This is a genomic window from Neoalteromonas arenosi (genome assembly GCF_030362855.1).
GTDB lineage: Bacteria > Pseudomonadota > Gammaproteobacteria > Enterobacterales > Alteromonadaceae > Alteromonas_E > Alteromonas_E arenosi.
Map to the genome: position 1 here is coordinate 834,997 of NZ_JAUCBP010000007.1, position 22,689 is coordinate 857,685.

The following is a 22,689-nucleotide window of genomic DNA, read 5'->3' on the forward strand; positions in this document are numbered from 1 at the left end:
GCATGAGAGTTAAACCTATCAAATCCTTGGTGCAAAAGCCGGTTCGCATTCCCACGCACCTTTTAACAACCGTAAAATCGGCTATTCACCTTATCAGCTTAAGTTGGGTAGCTTATATGCTTTATCTGACCATCAGTGACGCGATCCCCGGTGATCCGGTCGATGCACTGCTCCATTTTACGGGTATGGGCGCCGTTAATTTGCTGTTGCTGAGTTTAACCGTTACGCCCTTAGCGATGTTGTTTAAGGCCGGGAGCCTTATTAACCTGAGACGCTTACTTGGCCTTTATGCTTTCCTGTATGCCAGTTTACATATACTGACTTACGTATTGTTTGAATTACAATTGGAATGGACATTAATTGGCGCGGAGATCATTAAGCGGCCATTTATTACCGTTGGCTTCGTTGCCTTTATAATTCTTCTGCTACTAAGCGCAACATCAACAAGTGCGTTAAAAAAGCGCATGGGATCTGGATGGCAACGGTTGCACAATTGGATTTACGTTGCCGCTCCCCTTGCAGTCATCCACTTTTATTGGTCAGTGAAAACCGCTGAGCTTGAGCCAATTATCTATATATTGGTTTTAGTCCTGCTGTTTTGGTTGCGACGCGATAAAATAGCCCGATTTATTGCGCGATCGCGTTAGTTAATCTCCTGTACAAACACATTTGAAAATGTGCCATCACGCCACTCGACTTTGAAAAACAAACGTTCAAGTGGAAATGTGTAACTGATGATTACTGCTTCGCGTTTGTTTTCTATAGAGCGCCAATCATCACTGGTTTTAAACACTTGCTCATCGGTCAAACGCTCGACTAAAGGGATTCCTCTATCAAGGTTGACTGGCGTACCAAATCCCAAGTTACTGGTTTGTTCTGTGTCATTGGCAATGCGCTGTTTTTCTGCCGCCAACTTTTCCAGTCGCACACTATTGATCGCACGATTTAGCAATGACAAATCACCCTCTTCAACGGAAACCAACTCAGTCGCAGACAGACCTACCCAGATATCTGCGACCCGATCTATATCTGCTTGAGTAGTGCTCAACCAACCAAAACTGCATTGAGCTTGGCCACATCCCAAAAGGCTTTTCACTTGTTTTTTTGCGTTGTCGAGATCAAGATCAGCAACGGCACTAGCTATCGAATTTTTGTACTCATAGGTCGTTGACTCGCCATCTATCGAGACAACCAAATTGATAGTCCCAATGGACATTAAATCATTCAGCACAAGCCCCGTTTTACTGCGCATATTGCCATTGGCTTGCATCGCCTCATTAACACCCACGTACAGCGCGTATTGCACATCAGTTGCAGCATTAATATACGGTACAACAAGCGCCGCCTGATTCAAATTAGTAGAAACCGACAACAGCAAATCTGGCGCTTGCCGCTGCTCGGCAGCGAGCAACACCACTGAGTTTCCTTGGGTCATACCGGTTGTTCTTAGCTGGCTTACAGTGCTTGTGGTTCCATCCGTAAATCCGATTTGTAGATACATTTCATCCGTATACATCGGCACTATTACATCAATGTTGTCCTGCACTAGCGACAAGCTGAAACCACCTGAACTCCATTTGTTCTTATCTGCTAAAACAAGCTTGTGTTGTAAGTCGGATGTATTATTACCGATTGCAACATAGTCCATGACTTTTTGCAGTTGGGAATATTTCACAGCCATCCCCATCGAGCCAAATTTACACCCCTGTACTCGAGTGACAAAGCCGTCCACGGCGAAACAGTGATGATTGGCACTCGCAAGTTGCTGGATTAAACGCTGCGCCGCCTTTGTGATTGCCGTTTCTTCTCCAACGCTGATGATCGCCGAGAGTTGGGGTAAGTCATAGGTTAATGACACACTTTGATCATTGGTAAAGTCCGACAGCGTCAGTGTAACCGACGCGGGTAAGCTATCCATCTCAGGTAATTCAAAGCGAATATTTGCCAATGATACGACCTGTTGAAGGCTCACGCCGTTATCGAAATCAGCGTGCGCCTGATATTGGCCTGTTAGTAGTTCAGTAGCCCCGTACAGTTCTGTGGCAACTGGTTGGAACTGCAAATACAATTTTCCGCTTCCCGCATAAGCCTCTTTCACGGAAACACTCAAATCGTCTGCTTGTACTTCTGACAACTCAGTATAGAAATCGGGCATTGGCACTGGCGAGTACATGGATGCAAAGAACGCCACCATGCCAAGTAAAATCACCAGTATGGCAATACTAATCACATTTTTCTTAGCCACTCTGGCTAGTTTTGTCAGAGCTGAAGTATTGATTGGCTCGAAAGAGACCGATTGCTTGTTTTTCAGCCCGGATACTATTTGCTCTAGCCGCTCGGGATAATCCATCTCCCATGCATCCACCCAATGATTGGAGCTTAAAATTAACTCCATACTCTTGGGTAACGGCACATCCTCAAATCGAATGGTAAAAATCATTTTGCCATAGGATTTGGCACGCTCGACTTCATTTAGTACAAATTCTGAGTGCTGAGTATTTTCAGTAAGCACCAACAACAAGGCAGTAGAGCCCTCAATACCACGCAATATTTCTTCAGGGTAACTGTTGCCGGCAATCACGTTTCGCGGTGCTATCCAACACACCAAACCTTTATTTTCTAATGTTCGACAGATGTCTTTGGCAAGTTCTTTGTCTTTACCAGCGTGACTGACAAATACGTCAAACTTATCGGTTTGTGTGTACTCTGACATAAAGATTCCCTGTCTGATTAAATGAGCGATGAGTTCACCTATTGGATGCTGTCCTCATAGGCTGGTCATAAATTAACCATACGACAGGAAATCAACAAAATAAAGTGTTTAGACTAGTGAATCAGCCTGTATAACAATCGTCAATCTGCATGTTATGCTAGTTCTAAACCTAACCATAAATGAGAATGTTTCTCTATGAAATTACGTTTGCTTTTACTGACGCTTACAACCGTATTGTTCACCACTAGCGCAACTGCACAACTCGAAGCGTTAACCACCAGTGAAGACGGCTTAGTCTACAGTAATGATAAATTTGGTGTGACTATCACCAAGCCAGAGAGTTGGTATGCACAAGAAATTGCAGAAATCATTGCAACACAACAAATGGGCGCTGATTTGATGGCCGGTGATGATGAAAACATGCAAGCTATTTTAGATAATTCGCTAGATACTACGTTACCTTTATTTGGTTTCTTTGAAAGCGCGCCGGGAGCACCGGTGTCGAGTAACGCGTCTCTTATTGGTGTCGCGGAGAATATTTCAATGGCTCCTGGATTAGAATCAGCGTGCGATTACCTCTACCACGCGCGTCAATTAATGGCTAGAAGTCAAATAAGAACGGAAATGCAAGATGAATGTTTGACGTACGAAGTTGATGGGTCAACCCTACACTACTTCAACGCTGTGATGGATTTTGGTGCTTACAAGGTGCACCAGAAATATCTTGCATGTTTATCTGGCGACCACGCACTCGCCTTTGTTTATTCAATGATGAATACTGACAATGTACCCGCGCTAGATAATATGGTGAAAAACTTACAGGTTAAGTGCGACTAGATTTGTTGTTCAATTGCAATGGTGGTCTAACGCGCCACTGCTGCAATGTTAAGTATATTTTTACATACCAATGTATCACCTTCGGGATTTTTTTCTTTAATTGCCTCGGGTTTAATTGAAACCGTTCAAACACAAACACTGATTAACAAACGAGGAATTAACCATGTTGAAAGTAGTTAAAACTTCTATCGCAATCGCAGCAACAACTCTTTTAGTAAATGCTCCAGCTCAGGCTAGCGTAAACGAAGCACTGCAAAACATCTGCACAATTGTACAAGCTGATGACAAAGGGCAATTGCGCAAGAAAATGAAGAAAGTCCAATCTGATTTTAATCTGCGCTTACAAGATTACTACGATGGCGTAAGCTGTGGCGGCAATAGCTTGATCCGCACAGCGATGTTAAACAACGCAGTTGAAGCTGGCACATTGTTGGTTAAAAAGATGCCAAAAAAGCATTTAGCAGCACCCGAGCAGGATGGCAAAACACTTCAGGCGTGGGTCGTTGAGCAAGGCTTAGCTGACAACGAAGTTGCACAGGTTTTAGCAGAACGCATCTAATTCAGTGGCGCAAGCCACACCATGTTTCAACATGGTCGGCAGAGTGATCTGCTTCCTCGAAAGGCCGCTTTTTTAAAGCGGCCTTTTTTATTCCCTACTGAAAAATAATTGGGTTATCAAGTAACTTGCTTTGCCTTGCACTGGGAAGACTATCCGGCTGCACAAACGCAGTTAATTCCGGTTTATCATCACAATATAAAATATCTAACGCATATCTACCATTGCCATACAATCCTCGATGCAACATATTGGCTGAGAATATTAATAAATCCCCAGCATCTAGCGGAACGGCTTGGCTATTTGGCAACATATCAGACTTAACCCTACCCCCTTGCTCTAACCTAACTGCCAACTCTGTATCAGTATCCCAGCGTTTATGTGTACCGGGGATAACTTCTATCCCCTTTTCTTGCAGTAGTGCAATGCGGCAATGTACTACCTGTTGATCGATTAGCGCTTGTTTTTGTTGTTCCAAATCGAGGTGGTACTGACCATCGCGATGCCAATAATTGGCTTGTTGAACATCATAAGGGTCAAAAAATAGCTGTGTTCCCATAAATCGCGGACGAGTGTTTAACAGAGGCTGCACCAACGAAACTAGCGAATCACTGCTGATCAGTTTGAATAAAACGAGGCGCTGTTCGTCATCGAGCACATTGCCCTTAGTTAGATTTGAAGAATTAATGACGCCTTGATGGAAATATTGCAAGTTTTCTTCCATCCACAAAGAATGGAATCGATGCACCACTTTCAGTAGACGTTGGCACTCTTTTGGATTCAAAAATCCAGGGATTTTAACGAAACCGGACTCAGCGAATGTGGATGTAGTAATCACCTACGATACTCAACAAACATTGCAATATTGTTCAATTTTACTGCGGTTTAAACCTGTTTATTTCTTAGAAACAATCCACAACGCGTGGATGATCCCAGGAATATAACCAATTACGCACAATAAAATATTAATCAAAAAATCTTTGCCTAAACCCTTTTCAATGAGTACAGCAATAAATGGAAGGAATATTGCCAAGATGATTTTTAAAAGTTGACTCATACATTAGCCTTTGTGTTGATTGTAGTTATTATTGAACGTGCAGTTTATGCTTTTTAAAAACGTACATGCAAACTAACCCACGTCCAGCGAAGACAACTTTTTTGCCAGCCATTCTGTGCATAATACGGAGAGTAAACCAACAATGCACAATGAAATGGCGGCCAATAAGTAATTATCACCATATAATTCCGTCGCCCTAAATGGACTGATATTGACTTCTATATTGTGTTTATCAGTAAGTGCCTGAACGCTTTCTTTCCAAGGCCAAACGCGATTTAGAGAGCCAAACAGGAATCCTATCAGTAAGGCGACCAGCAAATCGTGATAATGCTGAAACAACCACGAGAGCACACGTGAGAAAGCCGCTAAACCAACGATACACCCGCCGGCGAAAACTAAGATAATAGGCAGTACGTCAAGCATGCCCTGCAAGTTTGCGGAAATAGCGGCTTCGCCTGCAGATTTTACCGTTCTTAACACAAGCTCATAACTACCGAGTAACAACAAAATAAAGCTACCCGAGATGCCGGGTAATATCATGGCACATATCGCTATCATTCCGCACAGGAAGATATAGTATAAGCTAGCATTCTCGTCAGCCACTGAGGTGATCCCAGTGATAAAGTATGCAATAAGTCCCCCAGCGATAAGCGCAACCATCGCGCTTGAGTTCCATGTCTTTACGGTCTTAATCATCAGCAAGGCTGAAGCGATAATCAATCCAAAAAAGAATGACCAAATTTGCACTGGATGATTCTCAAGTAAATAAATAATTAGCTTCGCAAGAGAAAAAAGTGCAACACCGATCCCACCGAATAAAACCAGTAAAAAGGTGCCATTGATGTGCTGCCAAAACAACTTGAACTTGCCACTAAAAAACAACTTAAACGCTGTTACATCAACCGATTTAATTGAATTTAATAGCTCTTCATAGATACCGGTAATAAAGGCTATGGTACCGCCTGAGACGCCGGGAACAACATCCGCAGCGCCCATACCAAACCCCTTTAAAAACAGCATTAATTTACTTTTCATTTACCCTGTACTTCTCTTTTACTTTCTATTTTCTGCGTTGCGAGTTGCGCACACATTACCTCAGCACTTTACTCTTTAATAAACGCCAAAAACGCTTGCCAGCTATCCGTGTCGGCCTGTTCATCATAGGCAAGCGGCAATTCAAATTTTTTGCCCTTTTCAGTCGCTTCGGGGTTAGTAAAACTGTGCATAGCCTGCGGATAATTTAAAAATTGTAGATCGACATCTAGGCTTAGCATTTCTTGCATAAACGCCGTGACTTGATCATCAGGAACTAGCGGATCTGCCCCACCATGAGCGACTAGTACTTTAGCCGTTATGTCACCAGGCTTAGCTTCAACTGCGGCACCTAAACTACCGTGAAAACTTGCAACGCCCGCAAGATCATTGCCCATCCGAGCCTGATTGAGTACTACGGCGCCGCCAAAACAATACCCCATGGCGTACACTTTCTCTGGGTTCACATTGGTTTGTTGACGCAAGATGTCCTTCGCGGCGTTAAAACGAGCATTGACTTTTTCGGGCTCAGCTATTGCGGCTTGCATGAAGCCTTGTGCATCTGAAGGGTGGTCAGCAACCTTACCGTGACCATACATGTCAACAGCAATAGCGGTATAGCCTTCTTCAGCTAGCATTTTAGCTCGATCTTTAGCGTACTGATTTAATCCCCACCATTCGTGAATAACAATCACTCCGGGCCTTTTCTCAGTTTGTGTAGGATCAGAGTACATAGTCGCAGTTCCCAACCCATTAGGCAGAGACACAGAAGTCTCAGTAATTTCGGCGTTAACATTTGCAGCATTGAGTATTGCAAACACAGACATTATTAAGGTGATAGCTAATCTTTTCATTTTGCGGCCTTTTATCGAACAAGAATCCATAGTCAATACAGTAATGACGTTTGCTAGGTACCAATCCTATATAGGGATTGTATGTAAATATTAATCACTAGTTGTTCCGATTTCACTTCGCGGCATGACGGAAAATGAAATTTCTACACGCACAGGCTGCCGCTCTACATTATTTTTAGACGCTTGATATTGCTTAGTGGGCATATGATCAACATGCTTTTGGGTAAGCCAACCTTCTGGAATGGAGCTGACCAACTCTTTTTTAACTACCAATCCGTTAGAGTCAATAGTGATCGCATAAACACCTGATCCGCGACCGTCCGGAATGAATTTTGGACGCCCTTTGTGGTATTTTATCGGCTCCGGTATTTCAACCCAGTAATCGTCCAAACTTTCAAATTCAACATTTATAGTTTCAGCGTTAAATTGGGGTTCTGCAGTCGCCTGGCAACCGACCAAAGCAACGAATAGAAACATTGCCAACATGCTATACTTTGACATATTAATCCTTAATTTACATATAGTTACATAAATAGCAGATTGCAAACCACTAAAACATTGTAAGTTATACAATCGTCTGTTGCTCCGCTTCGCACCTACTCTTTAGTGCTTTCATGTTTCTTTGTAACTGCGTTTTCACTACTGCGTTGAATGTTTTCCCGTGCAGCATCTAAAAAGTCCGCGACAGGAGTTTCGTCGCGCAACATATATTGCGGCGGTAAACTAGCTGTTTCCAACGGAACATTGGCGACCCATACGGGTTCTTGAAAACGCGGTAATAAATAGTTAGTTAACAAATAAAGACCTACAGCCACGCAAGCCACCCCTAATCGCGTTCGCGCTCTGGCATTCGCGGTAATAACTAAGGCAAAGTACATCCAAATAAACACCACTAACGCCGTGTTTGAAGCATCGTAAAGATCGGTAATCCACGCACTCAGCGTGTTAAACACAATCACATTACCGAGCTGCCCGAGTACGCCACTAATGATCATGACGCAACTGGCTAATGCCAGATGAGCAAAAAAGTTCATATGATGCTTAATCAGCTTGCTAATTCCCCCCCACACTAGCGCCCATACCACTAAGGTCATTGATGAGGAGATTAAGCTCTGAAGCTGAATATTCCACTCAAACTTAATGCCCCCCTCAATAAAATCGAAATACTCACCCAATGAGATTGCACATAGCGCTAGTAGACATGCATAAACCGGCCGCCCTAGTGTTTTGGTTAACTTTTCGCTACTCGAATGTAGTTTTGTTGGTGCAACCGTATCTGACTGACGGTGGATCTTAAAATTTGTTTCACCCAGCGTAATTTTTTCCGCGAACTCTATCGTTTGAGAGTCAGAAACTCTCTTTCCTTTATAAACTGAACCATTTGAGCTATTTAAATCTGTAAACCGCAATTGCTGTGCTTGCTCGTCATAATCAATGATGCCGTGATAAGCATCGATTTCAGCATCCGTTAGCACTAGATCGTTATCCCACGCGCGCCCTACCCTGATTTGCGGTTGAGTAAACTTTAGTATTTGGCTCGCCTTGCGACCGGGCTCAAGAATTTCTATGACTATTTCCATTGCACCTCTTCCATAAAGCGCTGAGTAAACGCCAAGGCGATTTCATCGCTTACGCCAGCTAGCGTAAAGTGAGACGTTAGTGAACGCGTGTCTTCAGAAACTGTTTTATAAAACAAAATATCGTACATACCTTCTATATCGACGTACGCACGACTGCAAAAGCCAGTTTGCGCGAAGCTATTGCCCAGTTCGTCCGTTTCCAGATATTTCTGAGTACATTCAAATTGCGTAACATCATCATTCGATGCACTGTTATCAGGGTAATATCCCCCACCACTGATGAGCTTGTGAAATCGGTAAGGACTCAGGTCAATAGCGCTATTAAATTCATAGGAATAATGGAGCACTCCAGTGTTTAATCTAGGCTGTAAATAGATGCTATTAGAGTTATTACAGACCAGCCGTAATATCTCAATATTCCGATCTTCATCATCTTCGTTTGTGCTACCCCAGCAATTGGTATCTAGGCCCATCTCGCCCGGCACACGTACTGATTCACCCAGTGTTTCCAGCTCCCAATCTAAGGCTAATAGTTGAGAGAAATAAGCGTCTTGAAATTGATTTACCTGAGAACTAATGTGCTTAGTATACCCTTCGGCGGCTAGTGGTTCGGCGGCATGCTCTAAAAGGTCATAAACTTTACTTACCGGCACCAGAAAGCTTAATTGACTGCCGGCCGTCGCAACGTTTACACCAACAACTTGGCCATACTTGTTAACCGTAGGCCCTCCACTCATACCAGGGTTGAGTGAACCACTAAATAATATTTGGTCTGTATAGCTGTAGTCGGCTAGGCCATTATATGCCCCAGAAACCATAAGCATGCCAACATCTCTTGGATTACCAAGGGCGTAAATACTCTCACCTAACGATGGAATGTCTGTAGCTAGGGGTAAATGTTCTACCGGCGGTTCGTCACGTTGGAGCACTGCGAGATCATTGATCACATCAAAATATATCAGCGATAATTCACCTTTTTCGCCGTCATATTGAACATATTCAATTGCGTGGTGTTCAGGCTCGAAAACAAAGTTCGAAATTACGTGATAATTGGTTATCACTAGGCCATCTGCAGATATTTGAAAACCTGAACCTAGTGCAGATTTGTTCTTTGTTTCAGTTTCAATTACGACGATTTGGTAAACTAAATCGTAAAGCGCCGACAAATCTGATTCAGACGAAGAAGTTTGGGCTGGGCTTTGAGTATGAAAAAATAAACACAATGCGGCAAAAATACCCGCCAGTTTTCGTGTTTTAAAAAACAATGAGCGACTCCCTAAACAATGTTCGCATGCAAACCGCCGCAAACCTTTCCTAGCACCAAGCATAAACAGTGTAAGTAGTTCATGCAAATAGGTTTTGCTTTTAATAATGAAAACGCTAAAGACGATTATCAGGAAGAAATGAGGTTAATATATCGCTGACTATTCCCAATCCGCGACAACACGGTTGCGCCCAGCTTTCTTTGCGTTGTATAAGGCCTTATCGGCGCGTTTTATCCAACTAGTAACCCCCTCCTTGGTTAATTCGCTTATACCGAAACTACAGGTTATCGAAATCTCGCCGAATGGTTGTTGTTCTATTGCAGTGCGAAGCTTTTCCGCAAGTGCTGTGGCCTCCTTAATAGCAACGCCGGAAGCGATGATAATAAACTCTTCGCCTCCCCAGCGCCCTACACTATCATCACTGCGAACACCGTCTTGAAGACGTTCGGCAAACTCGATTAAAACACTGTCCCCCACATCATGACCATGGGTGTCATTAATCTGCTTAAAGTGGTCAATATCCAACAAAATAGCGCAGCTAGGGCAACTAGATTGTTTATACATATCAATGCAGCGATTGAAATCATCTCGCAAGCCCGCCCGATTCTTCACATTCGTCAATGAATCGGTCTTGGCCATAGTTTCAAATTTATCGCGCTCAATATTTAAAATGGTATTAAGGCGTGATAACGAATCTGCTTTTGCACGAATTCTTTGAGATTCGCGAATTTTAATTTTGATAAATAATAAGACGTGAAGGGTACACACAACTGCCCATGCTGATAATAAAATAAGGCGCAATGAGTCTTGGTTGATCCATTTACCGACCAAAACCACGCGAGAAATCGAGATAGCCTCCTGCCGATCTTGATTGGCATCCCCCGTGGCAACTGTAATTTTAGTTACTGCATCATATCTTGACGCCCCACCGTAGTAATCTTTAGCATTTAACAAAAGCCACCAAGACGGCACTGTGAAAGAATCAATTGGCAGGCTAAAAGTTTCTTCATTATCTACATAAACGGTGCGAAGATTAGAACGTTCTCCCCATTGAACAGTGGAGTCACTTTCTTGGTTAATCAGGTAAATTAATGTTGTATCGGGAACGCTAGACTCTCTATCGATCGTTATATTCACATGGGTGAAAGTGTTGAGATCGACAGGCTTTCCATCGTTAACGGGAATTTCTATAGCGCAGAACGGATGAGTATAACCTGGATTTTTTAAATCACATGTAAAACTAATTAAATCTGCACTAACTTCCAGTTCAATTTCAGAGTAGCCGTCATACACGCTATCGGTAACTGTTGTTATATTGGGGTTTGAGTTCGGGAATATAACGACCGTACGATTCATACCAAATTCGTTCCACAACACGAGCGAGACACTTGTAATACCCATGATCAAGTACAACGTGGTTAGCGATAATTTGACCTTTCCCCGAGATTAATACCAATCTCTCGATGAGAATTTTTATATTATGCTGCCTGTTTTGCATACTCAACAGGCGGCAAATAATTCAGTGAACTATGTGGTCGAACATGGTTGTAGTGCTCACGCCACAGGTCAATTTCATACTTGGCTTCATCAAGCGTTCTGAACCTGTGTTGGTTCAGACATTCGTTTCTGAATTTGCCATTGAGACTTTCTACAAAAGCATTTTGAGTAGGTTTACCAGGTTGGATAAATCCTAGTTCTACACCTGACTCTTTGCTCCAGAAGAACATAGCTTTGCTGGTGAACTCTGTGCCATTGTCGCAAATCACTTTCTTGGGCTTACCTCGATGCTCAACGAGCTGACTGAGGAAGCGTGCGACTTGGCGGCCACTTATTGAGACTGACACAAGCTGTCCCACCATCTCTCGAGAGTAATCATCAACGACATTGAGCACACGGAATCGTCTTCCGTTACTTAGTTGATCGGATACAAAATCCATCGACCAACGCTCATTCGGTACGGTTGGTACCTCCATTGGCTGCCTAGGACGCGTCAGTTTCTTGCGCTTCTTGGTTCTGACTTGCAACGCCTCCTCGATATATAACCGATAGGTGCGTTTACGATTGACGACTAGACATTCACCTTTGAGCAGGCCATGTAACATCAGATAGCCATAACGTGGATATTGAGCTGCAAGCTCCTTGAGCCTCGTTCTGACAGGTGAATCACCCTTGTCCTTACGTTGGTAACGAAACGCTGTCCTGCTCACGCCAGCTAGCCTGCATGCTACCCGCTCACTCAATTTGAATGTCTCCATCAGCTGGCGAGCAACAGGCTTTCTTGCTGCTGGCTTTACCACTTTTTTGAAAGTACATCCTTCATAGCTTCGACTTCCAATAACTTGTCAGCCAGTAGCTTCTTGAGCTTGTTGTTCTCAGCCTCTAGCTCCTTTAGTCGCTTAGCCTCGTTGACTTCAAGTCCCGCATATTTACTTCGCCAGTTGTAGAACGTGCCAGTAGATATGCCCATATCTCGGCAAATATCATCGACCTTGGCTCCAGCTTCATGCTGCTTGATGGCTTTAATAATTTGTTCTTCGCTGTAACGCTTTTTCATTTTGAGATCTCCATTGTCTCCAGTTTATTGGAAATCTCATCAAAGTCATGGTGTTAAATTTGGGGGAGAGGTCAAATTCAGTAACTGAAAATATTTTCATGACTTTTGATATAACTGCCTACTGTCAATTCTGATAACGTAAGTTTGAAAACGTGTCTTGTGAATTGTAGAACACATAATAATATGTGTTGGTTTCTTAAAGAGTATTCAACTCAGTGAACAACTTAACATCACTATTTTTCTGTTCCCTCTTAATTGTGATTTCGGCGTGTAAATCAAATTTAGCTGTTAGAGACCTTTTAAACAATCGAGATATGTATGATGCGCAAAGCGTGCAAATTACGGGCTTTACTTTTATCGCAAAGGCAACAAGAACAAACGAAAGCGCCTCATTTAAGCAGCCACTTTCATAACGGATTTACTTTGTCGCGTTAATTTTTAGCAGTATTTGAGTTAGCTGTTTTTGCTCAATGGGTTTGCCTAAAAGTAGATTTATACCTGCCGTTGTTACCATCTCGGCATCTTGCGCCTCTATGTGAGCAGACATAGCAACAATGAAACTAGTAACATTCAGAGCACAAGTCTCACGGATTTTTTGACTAGCTTCAATCCCATTAAGCGTCGGCATTTGACAATCCATAAAGATCAAATCAAAGGCTTGTTCCATGCAAGCAGACACCGCTTCCTCGCCATTTACCACTATATGCGGCTTGACCCCAAGGTTGTTAAAGTACGCTTCTAACACCAACCGACTTAAGGGTTCATCCTCTGCAACTAAGACCCGCAAATGACTCACATCTGCATTAAGAGGTTCACTTGCATTTGGGCGATCAGGCGATGTTGATTCTTGAACGTGGGCACTGAATTCGACCGAAAACTCACTGCCCTCGCCGACTTTACTTTTAACCGTAATCTTTGCGCCGATAACGCGACTAAGCTCAGCAGAAATCGCCAACCCCAGACCGGAGCCTCCCTTTTCACGCCCCTCTGACAATTGTGTAAAGCGTTCAAATATGTGAGGAATATCTGCTTCGTCGATACCTACGCCAGTATCGCTGACAGTAATGATAAAGCGATCCGAATGTGCGGTAACTCGTCGCAACGAGAGTTCAATCTTACCCTTTTTCGTAAACTTTATTGCATTAGACAAAAAGTTTAATACGATTTGCGAAAGCCTGTTTTTATCCACTTGCACGTGTCTGGGTAACGCGCCTTCGGTGTGCATGGATACACTCAATCCTTTAGCTTCAGCGGTTATGGCCACTAAATCAATAAGTTCTTGGCAAAGTGAACTTAAGTTGCAAGGCTCAGTGCTTTGAGATTGCATCTTTGCTTCTGTTCGGCTGAGCTCTAGAATTCCGTTAAGCAAGTTTAATAACGTGGCTCCTGCCGCCTGAGCGATTTGTAATGTTTTGGTTATCCTTGGACTCGCCGATTGCTGCTTGGCTAACTCAATTGAACCAAGCAAGCCTTGCATGGGGGTACGCAATTCATGGCTCATGTCTGCGATGAACTTAGATTGTGCTAAATTGGTTTGCAACGCTTGGTCGCGCGACAAAGAAAGCTCTTGATTGGAGCGCTCCAATTCTACGTTCAACCCTTGATTCTTTAGCGCTAACTCAAAATTGCTCTGAATAGTCGAATTGAGTGATTTGAAATTGCTCCACAATAGAAATAGGTGCACCACTGCAAGAATCGCAATCACGTAATTAAGTTGACCGCCCACAAGCAACAACCAAAAAATCATGACGCAGAACAGAGGCAGCACAAAGCAAATGAAAGAAACTTTTATAGCAGATTGTACGCCAACACTCTCCATGCTAATTGCGATCAGTATTACTAACACCAAAAGTTCATATTCAATTGGTAAATACATCACAAACAGCGCACACATGCCTGCGGTTAGGCCGTTACAGACGTCAACAACTAACAGTGCCTTAAGCCACTGTTGATAATCTTTACCCGCTTGATTCTTGAGACGATAGCGTCGCAACACACTGAAGCGCAAGGCGCTACAAAGAATAACGGCTAACCACCAACCAAACAGTTGCATCGTTGGCACTTGAGAATAGAAAACCGCAACTAAAACACTGGCGGTAATAGGGAAAACGTAGGTAACCTTGGACGTCGAGCGTACGAGCAAATCCAATTGTTGCCCTTGAATTGAAGTTGTACTTATGTCAGATCCCATATCACCCGCTATGTAACGTCACTCAGTAGACACTTTTCTTGTTGTTTTTGTGCATTGAACTGTGTTTTGCGCAAAAGTGATGGCAATTATGCTCGTTAAACAGCTGATGATCATATCAAATACAGTCCAAAGCTCGTACCAATAATCGCATTAAAAGAACCGACCAAGTAGTTTGATGACCTACTGATCACTGCGAGTTAGTCACACCCACTCGCATCAGAAAGGCGTTATCGACGACAATATTTCTACTCAAGTTCAATAGTTTATGTAGACCGTAGAACGTAACCACTAAACTTTACGCTTCAATTAAATTAAAAATAGGATGCCTTGTTAAATCAAGAAACTATGGTTGTCGTGGCTGTAGTGGTAGTCAAGACTACAACTAATGCCACTGTAATCTCTTCTACGGTTTGCTTTATCGCTTTGCTGATTTTATCACCCTGCGCCAATTCGGTAATAAACTGTTTAGCAACCGTTTGCTCACTGCGTTCGAAAACCTCAGGCGTAAGCCCGCATGCTTGCACCAGACTTAATAATGCAACGTCTTCATCACTAGGCGCTGCCCCCTGCAACACTATACGTTTAAGATGGTTACGGATATCAGTCTCGGGCTTAGGATCTTCCGTTGGGAATCGCTCATACTTTATCAACCATAGAAAGCGTTGCTCTTGCTTCTCTAATATTTTTTTGGCAACTAAACGCTCAGCTAATCGCGCTTGGATTTTATCAACCTTAGCGCGTACTTTGTTCAGCCAATAATTAGCATCTCTTGGCTTGTCCGAGGCCACAATTAAAGCCAACGCTTCATCGAGTAATGTATTTTGAGTGGTTGTTGGGTCTAGGACGATAATCTTTTTATCCTCAAAACCTATCCGCTTGGCTAAATGCAGCTCGAGCAACAAAGCGCCAGCCAAGCCGTAATCAAGCGATATAGAAGCAGAAAAAACCACACTGCCTTTTTCATCGTTTAAGCCTAGTAATAATAACTTCTCACTCAGCGTTAGCATGGTTGTCTCCTAAAACAATACGATCCTTGTCTGAAAATTTAGCATAGCAGGCGTTATACGCCGTTAACCCGTATATGTTGCGGATTAATAGTGTAACGCTTGGCCTAGAGGCTTAAAGCCTTCATGGGATGGACTAAAATATGCCCTTCTACGCTTTTTTACCCTTAATCACGATATATATGCCACCCAAAGTTAAAACACTTGCAGCAATAAGCGTAAGTGTTATTGATTCACTGATAAATACAACCCCACCCAGCGCCGTGATAAGCGGCACAGTTAATTGACTGGTAGCGGCAGTCGCAGCTTGTAAATGAGGTAAAACCTTGTACCAAATCGCATAGCCAATTGCAGATGCCAAGCCGCCAGAGCCCATGGCAAGCAATACACCTTTTTGCGTAATTGTTGCGTTATCAAACGTGAAGATTAACAAAAGCGAAACGAAAGGCAGAGTACGACAAAAGTTAGCGCCCGTGCTGAGCAGTGGCGCTTGACTCGTTTGCCCTAATAATGAATAAACGCCCCAAGCAAAGCCTGATAACGTCATTAACACAAAACCAAGCAAAGATGGCGCAGCAACATCGGGGATTAACAGTACCATCAACCCCATAAAGGCGGTAATTAATCCCGACCATTGCATAATCGATAATGTAGTACCGCGATAAACACTGATGCCAAACATACAAATTTGTACCGAACCAAATAGGACCAACGCGCCAGTCGCCGCAGTTAAATGTACATAGGCAAATGAAAAGGCCGCAGCATAGATGAATAGCATCAAGGCACCCAGCCAACTCCCTGATGATAAAAGTTTACTTGGCCTAGCGTTTGCTAACGCCACCAGCACAACCAATATCACAGTGCCTGATAACAAACGGATCGCAGTAAAAGACGCGGGATCAATACTTGCCTCGCCCAACGCCCAACGACAAAATACCGAATTAGCAGCGAAAGCCAATAATGCTAAAAGTGCGAAGACTACGGTTTTTAACGGTGAGATAACAGTTCCCTTAAATCCAAATTTGGTCGCCTATGACAACTGTTTGCGCTGAATGTACAGTAACCGAATGAGCAGTTGTTTTTGCTTCGAACAGCATAATCCAAACTTCTCATCCAGCACTATTGGGTGTTGCATATATACAGCGAACCCTTTATTCAGCGGCTTTGCGCTTAAATAGCGCGCGTTTTTCAGCGTCACTTAAAAAGGCGGCTTCAACACCATTGCGCTGCATCTGGTCACACTCTTCGGCACTGAAACCTACCACGTCTTGTGCCACCTTGTATTCGTGCGCTATATCAATCGCTGACACACCCGGATCATCGGTATTTAGCGTAACGCACATACCGGCAGCTAAAAACTCGCGCATCGGGTGTTCGGCAAGATTTGCCACCGTTGCCGTTTGATAGTTAGACGTTGGGCAAGACTCTATAGGTACGCGTTTTTCCGCCAGTTCAGCCATCAGAGCTCTATCTTGAATCGCAGCTACACCATGCCCGATGCGCTGTGCGCCTAATACATTCATAGCGCGGCGAATACTGCTGGGTCCGTCTGCTTCACCCGCGTGTACCGTATATTGCCAGTCGGTTTTACGCGCTTTGGCGAAGTGCTCTTCAAATAGCTCGGCTGGGTAACCAAGCTCATCTCCGGCAAGGTCGAGTGCGGTAATATCATGTTTATGGGCAAGCAAACCATCGAGCTCCTGCATGCACACGTCAGCACCAAAGGTGCGGCTTAAAATACCGATTAAATTCGCTTGCACACCCGTTTCTTTAATACCGTCACGTACGCCCTGCACTACCGCTTCTACCACGTCTCCCGGCGCTAGCTTGTGATTCATACCCATGTAATAAGGCGAAAAACGCAATTCGATGTAATCAATGCCTTCATTTTTAGCATCAAGCATATTTTCGTAGGCAACTCGATGACACGCATCAAGGTCTGCCAAAACGGCAACGCCGTAATCAAGGCGCTGCAAAAACTCCAGAAGGTCACTGGTTTTATCAATAATTTGAACATGCGGAATAAGCGCTTCGATATTATCAGCGGGTAATTGAATATTGTGCTGCTGCGCTAGAGATAAAATAGTTGCTGGTTTGATATTGCCATCGAGGTGTCGATGTAAATCAACTAGGGGTATATTCTTATTAAACACGTACTTTTTCCACTCTTGAACTTCTGATTAACCTATCACTCATCGTGGATTTTGCATAGAGAGTTTGGTTGTAAGACAAAAACACGTAGAATATCGCTGTTTTTAAAACGAGTAGTAATTGGCACCATGCAAAATACCGACACCATCTTTGCTCAACCACTGAATGAAGTGAAAGACTTCCGCTTTGACGAACAAGTGGCTGACGTGTTCCCCGATATGATTTCTCGCTCTGTTCCAGGCTACCAATCGATCTTGAACGCGATAGAGTTTCTTGCCAACCGCTATGCTCAGCCAAATAAACGCATCTATGATTTGGGTTGCTCGTTGGGCGCTGCAAGCCTCGCTGCGGCGCACGGTGCACAACACGAAAACCCCATTTATGCGATTGACAACTCGCAAGCGATGCTAGCACGATGCGGCCGCTATATCCGCCAGTTTCAACATGCTAACAACATTCAGTTGTTTGAGAATGATATAACGCAAATCGAGATAAGCGATGCGTGTATGGTGATCATGAATTTCACTTTACAATTTGTAGATCCAGCCAAGCGCGATGCGATGATCAAAACGATTTATAACGGTTTGGAACCCGGTGGTGTCTTGATATTAGCTGAAAAGATTCGTCACGAAGATCCCCAAGCCGATGAGTTACTGGTGGACTTGCATCACGATTTTAAACGGCAAAATGGGTATTCTGAGTTAGAAATAAGTCAAAAGCGTGTAGCACTAGAAAACGTGATGCAATTGGATTCTTTTGAGACACACAGAAAGCGGATGCTTAACGCTGGTTTTTCTTCTGTCGCGTTGATTCAACAACAATTTAATTTTTGTGCCATGGTGGCAATGAAGTAATGGAAAAATTACACAACTGGTTTAAACCCTGCTTACACGATTTACTCGACAGCCCATCAGTACAATGGTTAGACACCCTGCCCGGAGCACTGAGTCATTGGTATCAATCTGCTGCCGCCTCAGACTGCTTAAAATACGCACGCATGATAGAGCAATTACCTGCGCTGCAGACAGATGATATCGATTTATCAAGCGCTGTTCGCATAGGAACGCCGGGACAAATGTCTGATGCCGACCAGGCCAGAACCACATCATTGCTTAAAAAGCTTATGCCTTGGCGCAAAGGCCCCTTTAGTCTTTACAGCGTCAATATCGATACTGAATGGCGCTCTGACTGGAAGTGGGATCGCGTACTACCGCATATTCAATCGCTCAAAGGTAAGCAAGTTTTAGATGTTGGTTGCGGAAGTGGCTATCACTTATGGCGAATGTACGGTGAACAGGCTGAAATGGTAATTGGCATCGACCCAACGCCATTGTTTGTCGCCCAATTTCAGGCCATAAAATACTTTCATGGGCCTGCTCCAGTTCATGTCCTGCCACTAGGTATCGAGCAAATGCCAGTACTGAACAGTTTTGATACCGTGTTTTCGATGGGCGTGCTCTACCATCGCCGCGACCCGATACAGTTTCTCACTGAGCTAAAAAACCAACTGGTCAAAGGCGGTCAGCTGGTACTCGAAACTCTGGTGGTTGATGGCGATGAGAAAACCGTATTAATGCCCACAGATCGCTACGCGCAAATGCGTAATGTATGGTTTCTGCCAAGTTGCGATGCGTTGTGTTTGTGGTTGTCGCGTTTAGGTTTTACCGAGATTAAAGTGGTTGATGTAGATATCACTTCTCTGGAGGAACAGCGCCAAACGGAATGGATGACAAACCAGTCACTCAAAGATTTCTTAGATCCGGACGATATTAGTCGCACTGTTGAAGGATACCCCAGCCCTAAACGTGCAGTGATCACCGCGCTGAAAAAATAACTAAGCAGAAATTTCACTAAATCGCTGCGTAAGTCCACCCTGCCATATTATTGGCACGGTAGTTGAACCTTATCTATTATCAAGTGGATATCAGATAAGGCTAATAAGCTTAGTATTTATGGACTACCAAGCGTTTCTAACCGACCAACAGCTCGATTCGGAATATTTAGTCACTGCACTAAAGTGGTTCAAGCCTTTGGGTGACGAAATTGCAGTGCACCATAATGGTGCAAGCAACCCGTTTTATGTTGGCATAAATGGTGCGCAAGGTTCGGGTAAATCGACCCTTGCTGCATTTTTAGATTTCTATCTCAGCCAAGTGAAAGGGCTTAATGTTGTGCGTCTGAGCTTGGACGACTTTTACTTATCACAGTCCGACCGGTTAGCTTTATCCGTGAAAATCCACCCATTGTTGAAAACGCGTGGAGTCCCAGGGACCCACAACATGCCGCTGATGAATAAAACACTTGAACGCCTTAAGGAGTACGGCACGGTCTCTATTCCACGCTTTAATAAAGCAACGGATAACCCCTATCCAGTGTTGGAGTGGCCTATCGTAAACTCACCGGTTGACATCGTGATCTTTGAGGGCTGGTGTTGGGGCACGCGTGCGCAGGCTAACGCCCAACTGAACACGCCAATTAACACGTTAGAAGCAGAAGAAGATGCCTTAGGGGTATGGCGAAACTATATCAATGAACAACTCGCAGAGGCCTATGAACCTATATATGCTTTGATGGATTATTGGGTTATGTTGCGCGCGCCGAGTTTTAACTGCGTGGAAGGCTGGCGCATTGAGCAAGAGCACAAGCTTGCTGCCCGCACTGCGGGTGTTGAACAGTCTGCGATCATGACCGATCAGCAGGTCAAAGCATTTGTAAGCTACTTTCAACGCTTAACCGAACATACATTGGCGACCTTGCCCGAGCATATGAATTGCGTTTACCAGCTCAATGAGCAGCGCCAAATTACCTCCACTCAGGCGGAGTTTTTATGATATCGATGCCGGTGATTGTTTTTAGCGATTTAGATGGCACCTTGCTAGATCATTACAGTTACGACTTCTCTCCTGCCAAGAGCACCCTTGCTGCGCTTAGAGCGATAAATGTTCCGGTAGTGTTAAATACCAGTAAAACGCTCGCAGAAGTTATTGATATTGCAGCAGAGATGCAGCTTAACGGGCCGATGATAGTTGAAAATGGTGCAGCGATTTATTTGCCTGAAAGCGATAGCCAAGTACCACCGCTTGCAGAATCTGACGTGCGAGGTTTCAGCCGACAAACATTCACCAAGCCTCATGCCTATTGGTCAAGCCTACTTACCGAGGCTCCTGAAGAATTTCAGCCGTTGTTTACCAGCTTTACTGAGCTGGGGATCGAAGGTATCAAACAACGTACCGGACTGAGCACCGAGCAAGCGAGTAAAGCCGCTAGCCGTGAATTTGGTGAACCGGTTGTATGGCATGGAAACGATACACAAAAACAGGCCTTCATGGCGTATTTGCGTGAACGTGGCGCTGCCCCCATCGAAGGTGGCCGGTTCATGCACGTGTGTGGCGAGTGCTCAAAAGGCGATGCCATGCTGTGGTTATGCGACTACTACGCAAAACAGGTTTACAACAATAACAAGGTAACTTCGATTGCGTTAGGCGACGGTAACAACGACGTCCCAATGCTAGAAGTAGCCGATTACGCGGTACGGGTTAAATCCCCCGTGCACGCTCCCCCTACGCTTCAACGTGATGGAAATATCATAACAACCGAACAAGCCGGTCCTGCCGGTTGGGCGCAAGCCCTGACATCACTTATTTTGCCTAACTAAAATTGGAGTCATTATGGCGGACTTTTATCAAAATGGGATAGTTACAACGTTACACAACCTTTCTGAACGGCCGATTGAATCCTTGGAAGCCGAACTTGTTGAATTTAGTAAGAAACGGCCAATGGCACTCATTTTGCCTTCATTGTTTTCCGAGCTAGAAGGTGAAGCTCTACCAAATATCATTGAGCATATTGCCGAAGTACCCTATCTCAACGAAATTGTTATTGGTTTGGATCGCGCCGATGAAGACCAGTTTCGACACGCACTCGACTTTTTCGGCAAGTTGCCGCAGCACCATCGTGTGTTATGGAACGATGGGCCACGACTAAAAGCCCTTGACGATGAACTCACACAGCTCGGCTTAGCGCCAAAAGAAATGGGTAAGGGTCGCAACGTTTGGTATTGCATGGGTTACATTCTGGCGTCAGGCAAATCAGAAAGTGTGGCGCTACACGACTGCGATATTTTAACCTATGACCGTACACTACTCGCTAAACTGATTTATCCTGTTGCTAATCCGCAATTCAACTACGAATTTTGTAAAGGCTATTATGCGCGTGTTGCCAATGGCAAAATCAATGGCCGCGTATCACGCCTATTAGTCACTCCGCTCATCCGCGCTCTCCAGCGTACTTGCGGGTTTAATGAATACCTGCAATTTATGGACAGTTTCCGTTATCCATTAGCCGGTGAGTTTTCTTTCCGTCGCGATGTGCTTAATGATATTCGCATACCCAGTGATTGGGGTTTAGAAATTGGCGTCCTGTCAGAAATGCACCGCAACTATAACCACAACCGCTTGTGCCAAGCTGACATCGCTCGTGTATACGATCACAAACACCAAGACTTAAGCTTACACGATGACCAAGGTGGATTGTCGAAGATGTCTATTGATATCACGAAAGCCCTGTTTAGGAAGTTGGCAACACAAGGGCATACGTTCAGTACTGAAATGTTCCGTTCTATCAAGGCGACTTATTTCCGCATTGCACTCGACTTTATCGAGACCTATCATAATGATGCCGTAATGAATGGTTTAAAACTGGATATTCACAATGAGGAAAAGGCCGTAGAAATGTTTGCACAAAACATTATGAAAGCAGGTCAAAACTTCTTAGAAAACCCAATGGAAACGCCGTTCATTCCAAGCTGGAACCGCGTTAATAGTGCTATGCCAGACGTGTTCGCGCGTTTAAAAGACGCCGTTGAAGAAGATGCCAAGGAGTTTGGAGCCTAGACC

22 protein-coding genes are annotated in these 22,689 nt (G+C 44.1%); 8 read left to right on the top strand and 14 right to left on the bottom strand.

Going from position 1 to position 22,689, the window contains the following annotated elements:
* The first annotated feature begins 2 nt into the window (after nt 1–2).
* The gene (msrQ, locus tag QTP81_RS10060; RefSeq protein WP_289365223.1) at nt 3–647 is read left to right on the top strand and encodes a protein-methionine-sulfoxide reductase heme-binding subunit MsrQ; all 645 of its coding nucleotides are present in this window, start codon (nt 3–5) and stop codon (nt 645–647) included.
* Here msrQ and QTP81_RS10065 read toward each other — a convergent pair.
* Entirely contained in the window at nt 644–2,713 is a 2,070-nt protein-coding gene (locus QTP81_RS10065; RefSeq protein ID WP_289365224.1) for a toll/interleukin-1 receptor domain-containing protein, read from the bottom strand. The genes msrQ and QTP81_RS10065 overlap by 4 nt on opposite strands.
* A gap of 195 nt (nt 2,714–2,908) precedes the next feature.
* Here QTP81_RS10065 and QTP81_RS10070 point away from each other — a divergent pair, with 195 nt between their 5' ends.
* Both QTP81_RS10070 and QTP81_RS10075 read left to right on the top strand, forming a co-directional pair.
* Nucleotides 2,909–3,550 carry a hypothetical protein gene (locus QTP81_RS10070; protein ID WP_289365225.1) on the top strand — a complete coding sequence of 214 codons (642 nt, stop codon included), beginning with the start codon at nt 2,909–2,911 and terminating at the stop codon, nt 3,548–3,550.
* 163 nt (nt 3,551–3,713) lie between these two features.
* Nucleotides 3,714–4,109, top strand: coding sequence for a DUF3718 domain-containing protein (locus tag QTP81_RS10075; protein WP_289365226.1), 396 nt, complete (start codon nt 3,714–3,716; stop codon nt 4,107–4,109).
* A 94-nt stretch (nt 4,110–4,203) separates the two neighbouring features.
* Here QTP81_RS10075 and QTP81_RS10080 read toward each other — a convergent pair whose 3' ends face one another.
* The 13 genes from QTP81_RS10080 to add all read right to left on the bottom strand — a co-directional run bounded on the left by QTP81_RS10080 (nt 4,204) and on the right by add (nt 17,796).
* Nucleotides 4,204–4,944, bottom strand: coding sequence for a phytanoyl-CoA dioxygenase family protein (locus QTP81_RS10080; protein ID WP_289365227.1), 741 nt, complete (start codon nt 4,942–4,944; stop codon nt 4,204–4,206).
* A 57-nt stretch (nt 4,945–5,001) separates the two neighbouring features.
* On the bottom strand, nt 5,002–5,163 hold the full coding sequence (locus QTP81_RS10085; protein ID WP_289365228.1) for a YqaE/Pmp3 family membrane protein: 162 nt from the start codon (nt 5,161–5,163) through the stop codon (nt 5,002–5,004).
* Nucleotides 5,164–5,235: 72 nt separating this feature from the next.
* Nucleotides 5,236–6,198 carry a DUF368 domain-containing protein gene (locus tag QTP81_RS10090; RefSeq protein ID WP_289365229.1) on the bottom strand — a complete coding sequence of 321 codons (963 nt, stop codon included), beginning with the start codon at nt 6,196–6,198 and terminating at the stop codon, nt 5,236–5,238.
* 68 nt (nt 6,199–6,266) lie between these two features.
* Nucleotides 6,267–7,049 carry a dienelactone hydrolase family protein gene (locus QTP81_RS10095; RefSeq protein ID WP_289365230.1) on the bottom strand — a complete coding sequence of 261 codons (783 nt, stop codon included), beginning with the start codon at nt 7,047–7,049 and terminating at the stop codon, nt 6,267–6,269.
* Between the two features lie 90 nt (nt 7,050–7,139).
* A complete protein-coding gene (locus QTP81_RS10100; RefSeq protein ID WP_289365232.1) occupies nt 7,140–7,550 on the bottom strand; it encodes a hypothetical protein in 411 nt (136 codons plus the stop codon).
* 95 nt (nt 7,551–7,645) lie between these two features.
* On the bottom strand, nt 7,646–8,629 hold the full coding sequence (locus QTP81_RS10105; RefSeq protein ID WP_289365233.1) for an FHA domain-containing protein: 984 nt from the start codon (nt 8,627–8,629) through the stop codon (nt 7,646–7,648).
* Entirely contained in the window at nt 8,620–9,894 is a 1,275-nt protein-coding gene (locus QTP81_RS10110) for a S1C family serine protease (RefSeq protein WP_289365234.1), read from the bottom strand. Before QTP81_RS10110 ends, QTP81_RS10105 begins: the two co-directional genes overlap by 10 nt.
* A 159-nt stretch (nt 9,895–10,053) precedes the next feature.
* Nucleotides 10,054–11,250 (bottom strand): GGDEF domain-containing protein, encoded by a 1,197-nt coding sequence (locus QTP81_RS10115; RefSeq protein WP_289365236.1) that lies wholly within the window; start codon nt 11,248–11,250, stop codon nt 10,054–10,056.
* 122 nt (nt 11,251–11,372) lie between these two features.
* A protein-coding gene (locus tag QTP81_RS10120) for an IS3 family transposase (RefSeq protein WP_289365237.1) occupies nt 11,373–12,448 on the bottom strand; the annotation gives its coding sequence in 2 pieces (ribosomal slippage) (nt 11,373–12,199 and nt 12,199–12,448; 1,077 coding nt in all).
* Nucleotides 12,449–12,866: 418 nt separating this feature from the next.
* Nucleotides 12,867–14,639, bottom strand: coding sequence for an ATP-binding protein (locus QTP81_RS10125; protein WP_289365238.1), 1,773 nt, complete (start codon nt 14,637–14,639; stop codon nt 12,867–12,869).
* Nucleotides 14,640–14,974: 335 nt separating this feature from the next.
* On the bottom strand, nt 14,975–15,646 hold the full coding sequence (locus QTP81_RS10130) for a GOLPH3/VPS74 family protein (protein WP_289365239.1): 672 nt from the start codon (nt 15,644–15,646) through the stop codon (nt 14,975–14,977).
* Between the two features lie 148 nt (nt 15,647–15,794).
* A complete protein-coding gene (locus QTP81_RS10135; protein ID WP_289365240.1) occupies nt 15,795–16,601 on the bottom strand; it encodes a DMT family transporter in 807 nt (268 codons plus the stop codon).
* A 193-nt stretch (nt 16,602–16,794) separates the two neighbouring features.
* A complete protein-coding gene (gene add, locus QTP81_RS10140; protein ID WP_289365241.1) occupies nt 16,795–17,796 on the bottom strand; it encodes an adenosine deaminase in 1,002 nt (333 codons plus the stop codon).
* 126 nt (nt 17,797–17,922) lie between these two features.
* Between add and cmoA the strand changes: the two genes are divergently transcribed.
* The 5 genes from cmoA to QTP81_RS10165 all read left to right on the top strand — a co-directional run bounded on the left by cmoA (nt 17,923) and on the right by QTP81_RS10165 (nt 22,686).
* Nucleotides 17,923–18,648 (top strand): carboxy-S-adenosyl-L-methionine synthase CmoA, encoded by a 726-nt coding sequence (gene cmoA / locus QTP81_RS10145; protein WP_289365243.1) that lies wholly within the window; start codon nt 17,923–17,925, stop codon nt 18,646–18,648.
* Nucleotides 18,648–19,628, top strand: coding sequence for a tRNA 5-methoxyuridine(34)/uridine 5-oxyacetic acid(34) synthase CmoB (gene cmoB, locus QTP81_RS10150; protein WP_289365244.1), 981 nt, complete (start codon nt 18,648–18,650; stop codon nt 19,626–19,628). Before cmoA ends, cmoB begins: the two co-directional genes overlap by 1 nt.
* Nucleotides 19,629–19,746: 118 nt before the next feature.
* Entirely contained in the window at nt 19,747–20,625 is an 879-nt protein-coding gene (locus tag QTP81_RS10155) for a kinase (protein WP_289365245.1), read from the top strand.
* Nucleotides 20,622–21,449: an HAD-IIB family hydrolase gene (locus QTP81_RS10160; protein WP_289365247.1), complete on the top strand. Its 828-nt coding sequence runs from the start codon at nt 20,622–20,624 to the stop codon at nt 21,447–21,449. Before QTP81_RS10155 ends, QTP81_RS10160 begins: the two co-directional genes overlap by 4 nt.
* Before the next feature lie 13 nt (nt 21,450–21,462).
* A complete protein-coding gene (locus QTP81_RS10165) occupies nt 21,463–22,686 on the top strand; it encodes a glycosyltransferase family protein (protein ID WP_289365248.1) in 1,224 nt (407 codons plus the stop codon).
* Nucleotides 22,687–22,689: the final 3 nt, after the last annotated feature.

Coding starts and splice junctions, on each gene's coding strand:
- QTP81_RS10160 (WP_289365247.1), top strand. CDS start 20,622: ATGATATCGATGCCGGTGATTGTTTTTAGCGATTTAGATGGCACCTTG.
- QTP81_RS10165 (WP_289365248.1), top strand. CDS start 21,463: ATGGCGGACTTTTATCAAAATGGGATAGTTACAACGTTACACAACCTT.
- QTP81_RS10125 (WP_289365238.1), bottom strand. CDS start 14,639: ATGGGATCTGACATAAGTACAACTTCAATTCAAGGGCAACAATTGGAT.
- QTP81_RS10115 (WP_289365236.1), bottom strand. CDS start 11,250: ATGAATCGTACGGTCGTTATATTCCCGAACTCAAACCCCAATATAACA.
- QTP81_RS10095 (WP_289365230.1), bottom strand. CDS start 7,049: ATGAAAAGATTAGCTATCACCTTAATAATGTCTGTGTTTGCAATACTC.
- QTP81_RS10130 (WP_289365239.1), bottom strand. CDS start 15,646: ATGCTAACGCTGAGTGAGAAGTTATTATTACTAGGCTTAAACGATGAA.
- QTP81_RS10105 (WP_289365233.1), bottom strand. CDS start 8,629: ATGGAAATAGTCATAGAAATTCTTGAGCCCGGTCGCAAGGCGAGCCAA.
- msrQ (WP_289365223.1), top strand. CDS start 3: ATGAGAGTTAAACCTATCAAATCCTTGGTGCAAAAGCCGGTTCGCATT.
- QTP81_RS10100 (WP_289365232.1), bottom strand. CDS start 7,550: ATGTCAAAGTATAGCATGTTGGCAATGTTTCTATTCGTTGCTTTGGTC.
- QTP81_RS10075 (WP_289365226.1), top strand. CDS start 3,714: ATGTTGAAAGTAGTTAAAACTTCTATCGCAATCGCAGCAACAACTCTT.
- QTP81_RS10085 (WP_289365228.1), bottom strand. CDS start 5,163: ATGAGTCAACTTTTAAAAATCATCTTGGCAATATTCCTTCCATTTATT.
- QTP81_RS10070 (WP_289365225.1), top strand. CDS start 2,909: ATGAAATTACGTTTGCTTTTACTGACGCTTACAACCGTATTGTTCACC.
- QTP81_RS10155 (WP_289365245.1), top strand. CDS start 19,747: ATGGACTACCAAGCGTTTCTAACCGACCAACAGCTCGATTCGGAATAT.
- cmoA (WP_289365243.1), top strand. CDS start 17,923: ATGCAAAATACCGACACCATCTTTGCTCAACCACTGAATGAAGTGAAA.
- cmoB (WP_289365244.1), top strand. CDS start 18,648: ATGGAAAAATTACACAACTGGTTTAAACCCTGCTTACACGATTTACTC.
- QTP81_RS10090 (WP_289365229.1), bottom strand. CDS start 6,198: ATGAAAAGTAAATTAATGCTGTTTTTAAAGGGGTTTGGTATGGGCGCT.
- QTP81_RS10065 (WP_289365224.1), bottom strand. CDS start 2,713: ATGTCAGAGTACACACAAACCGATAAGTTTGACGTATTTGTCAGTCAC.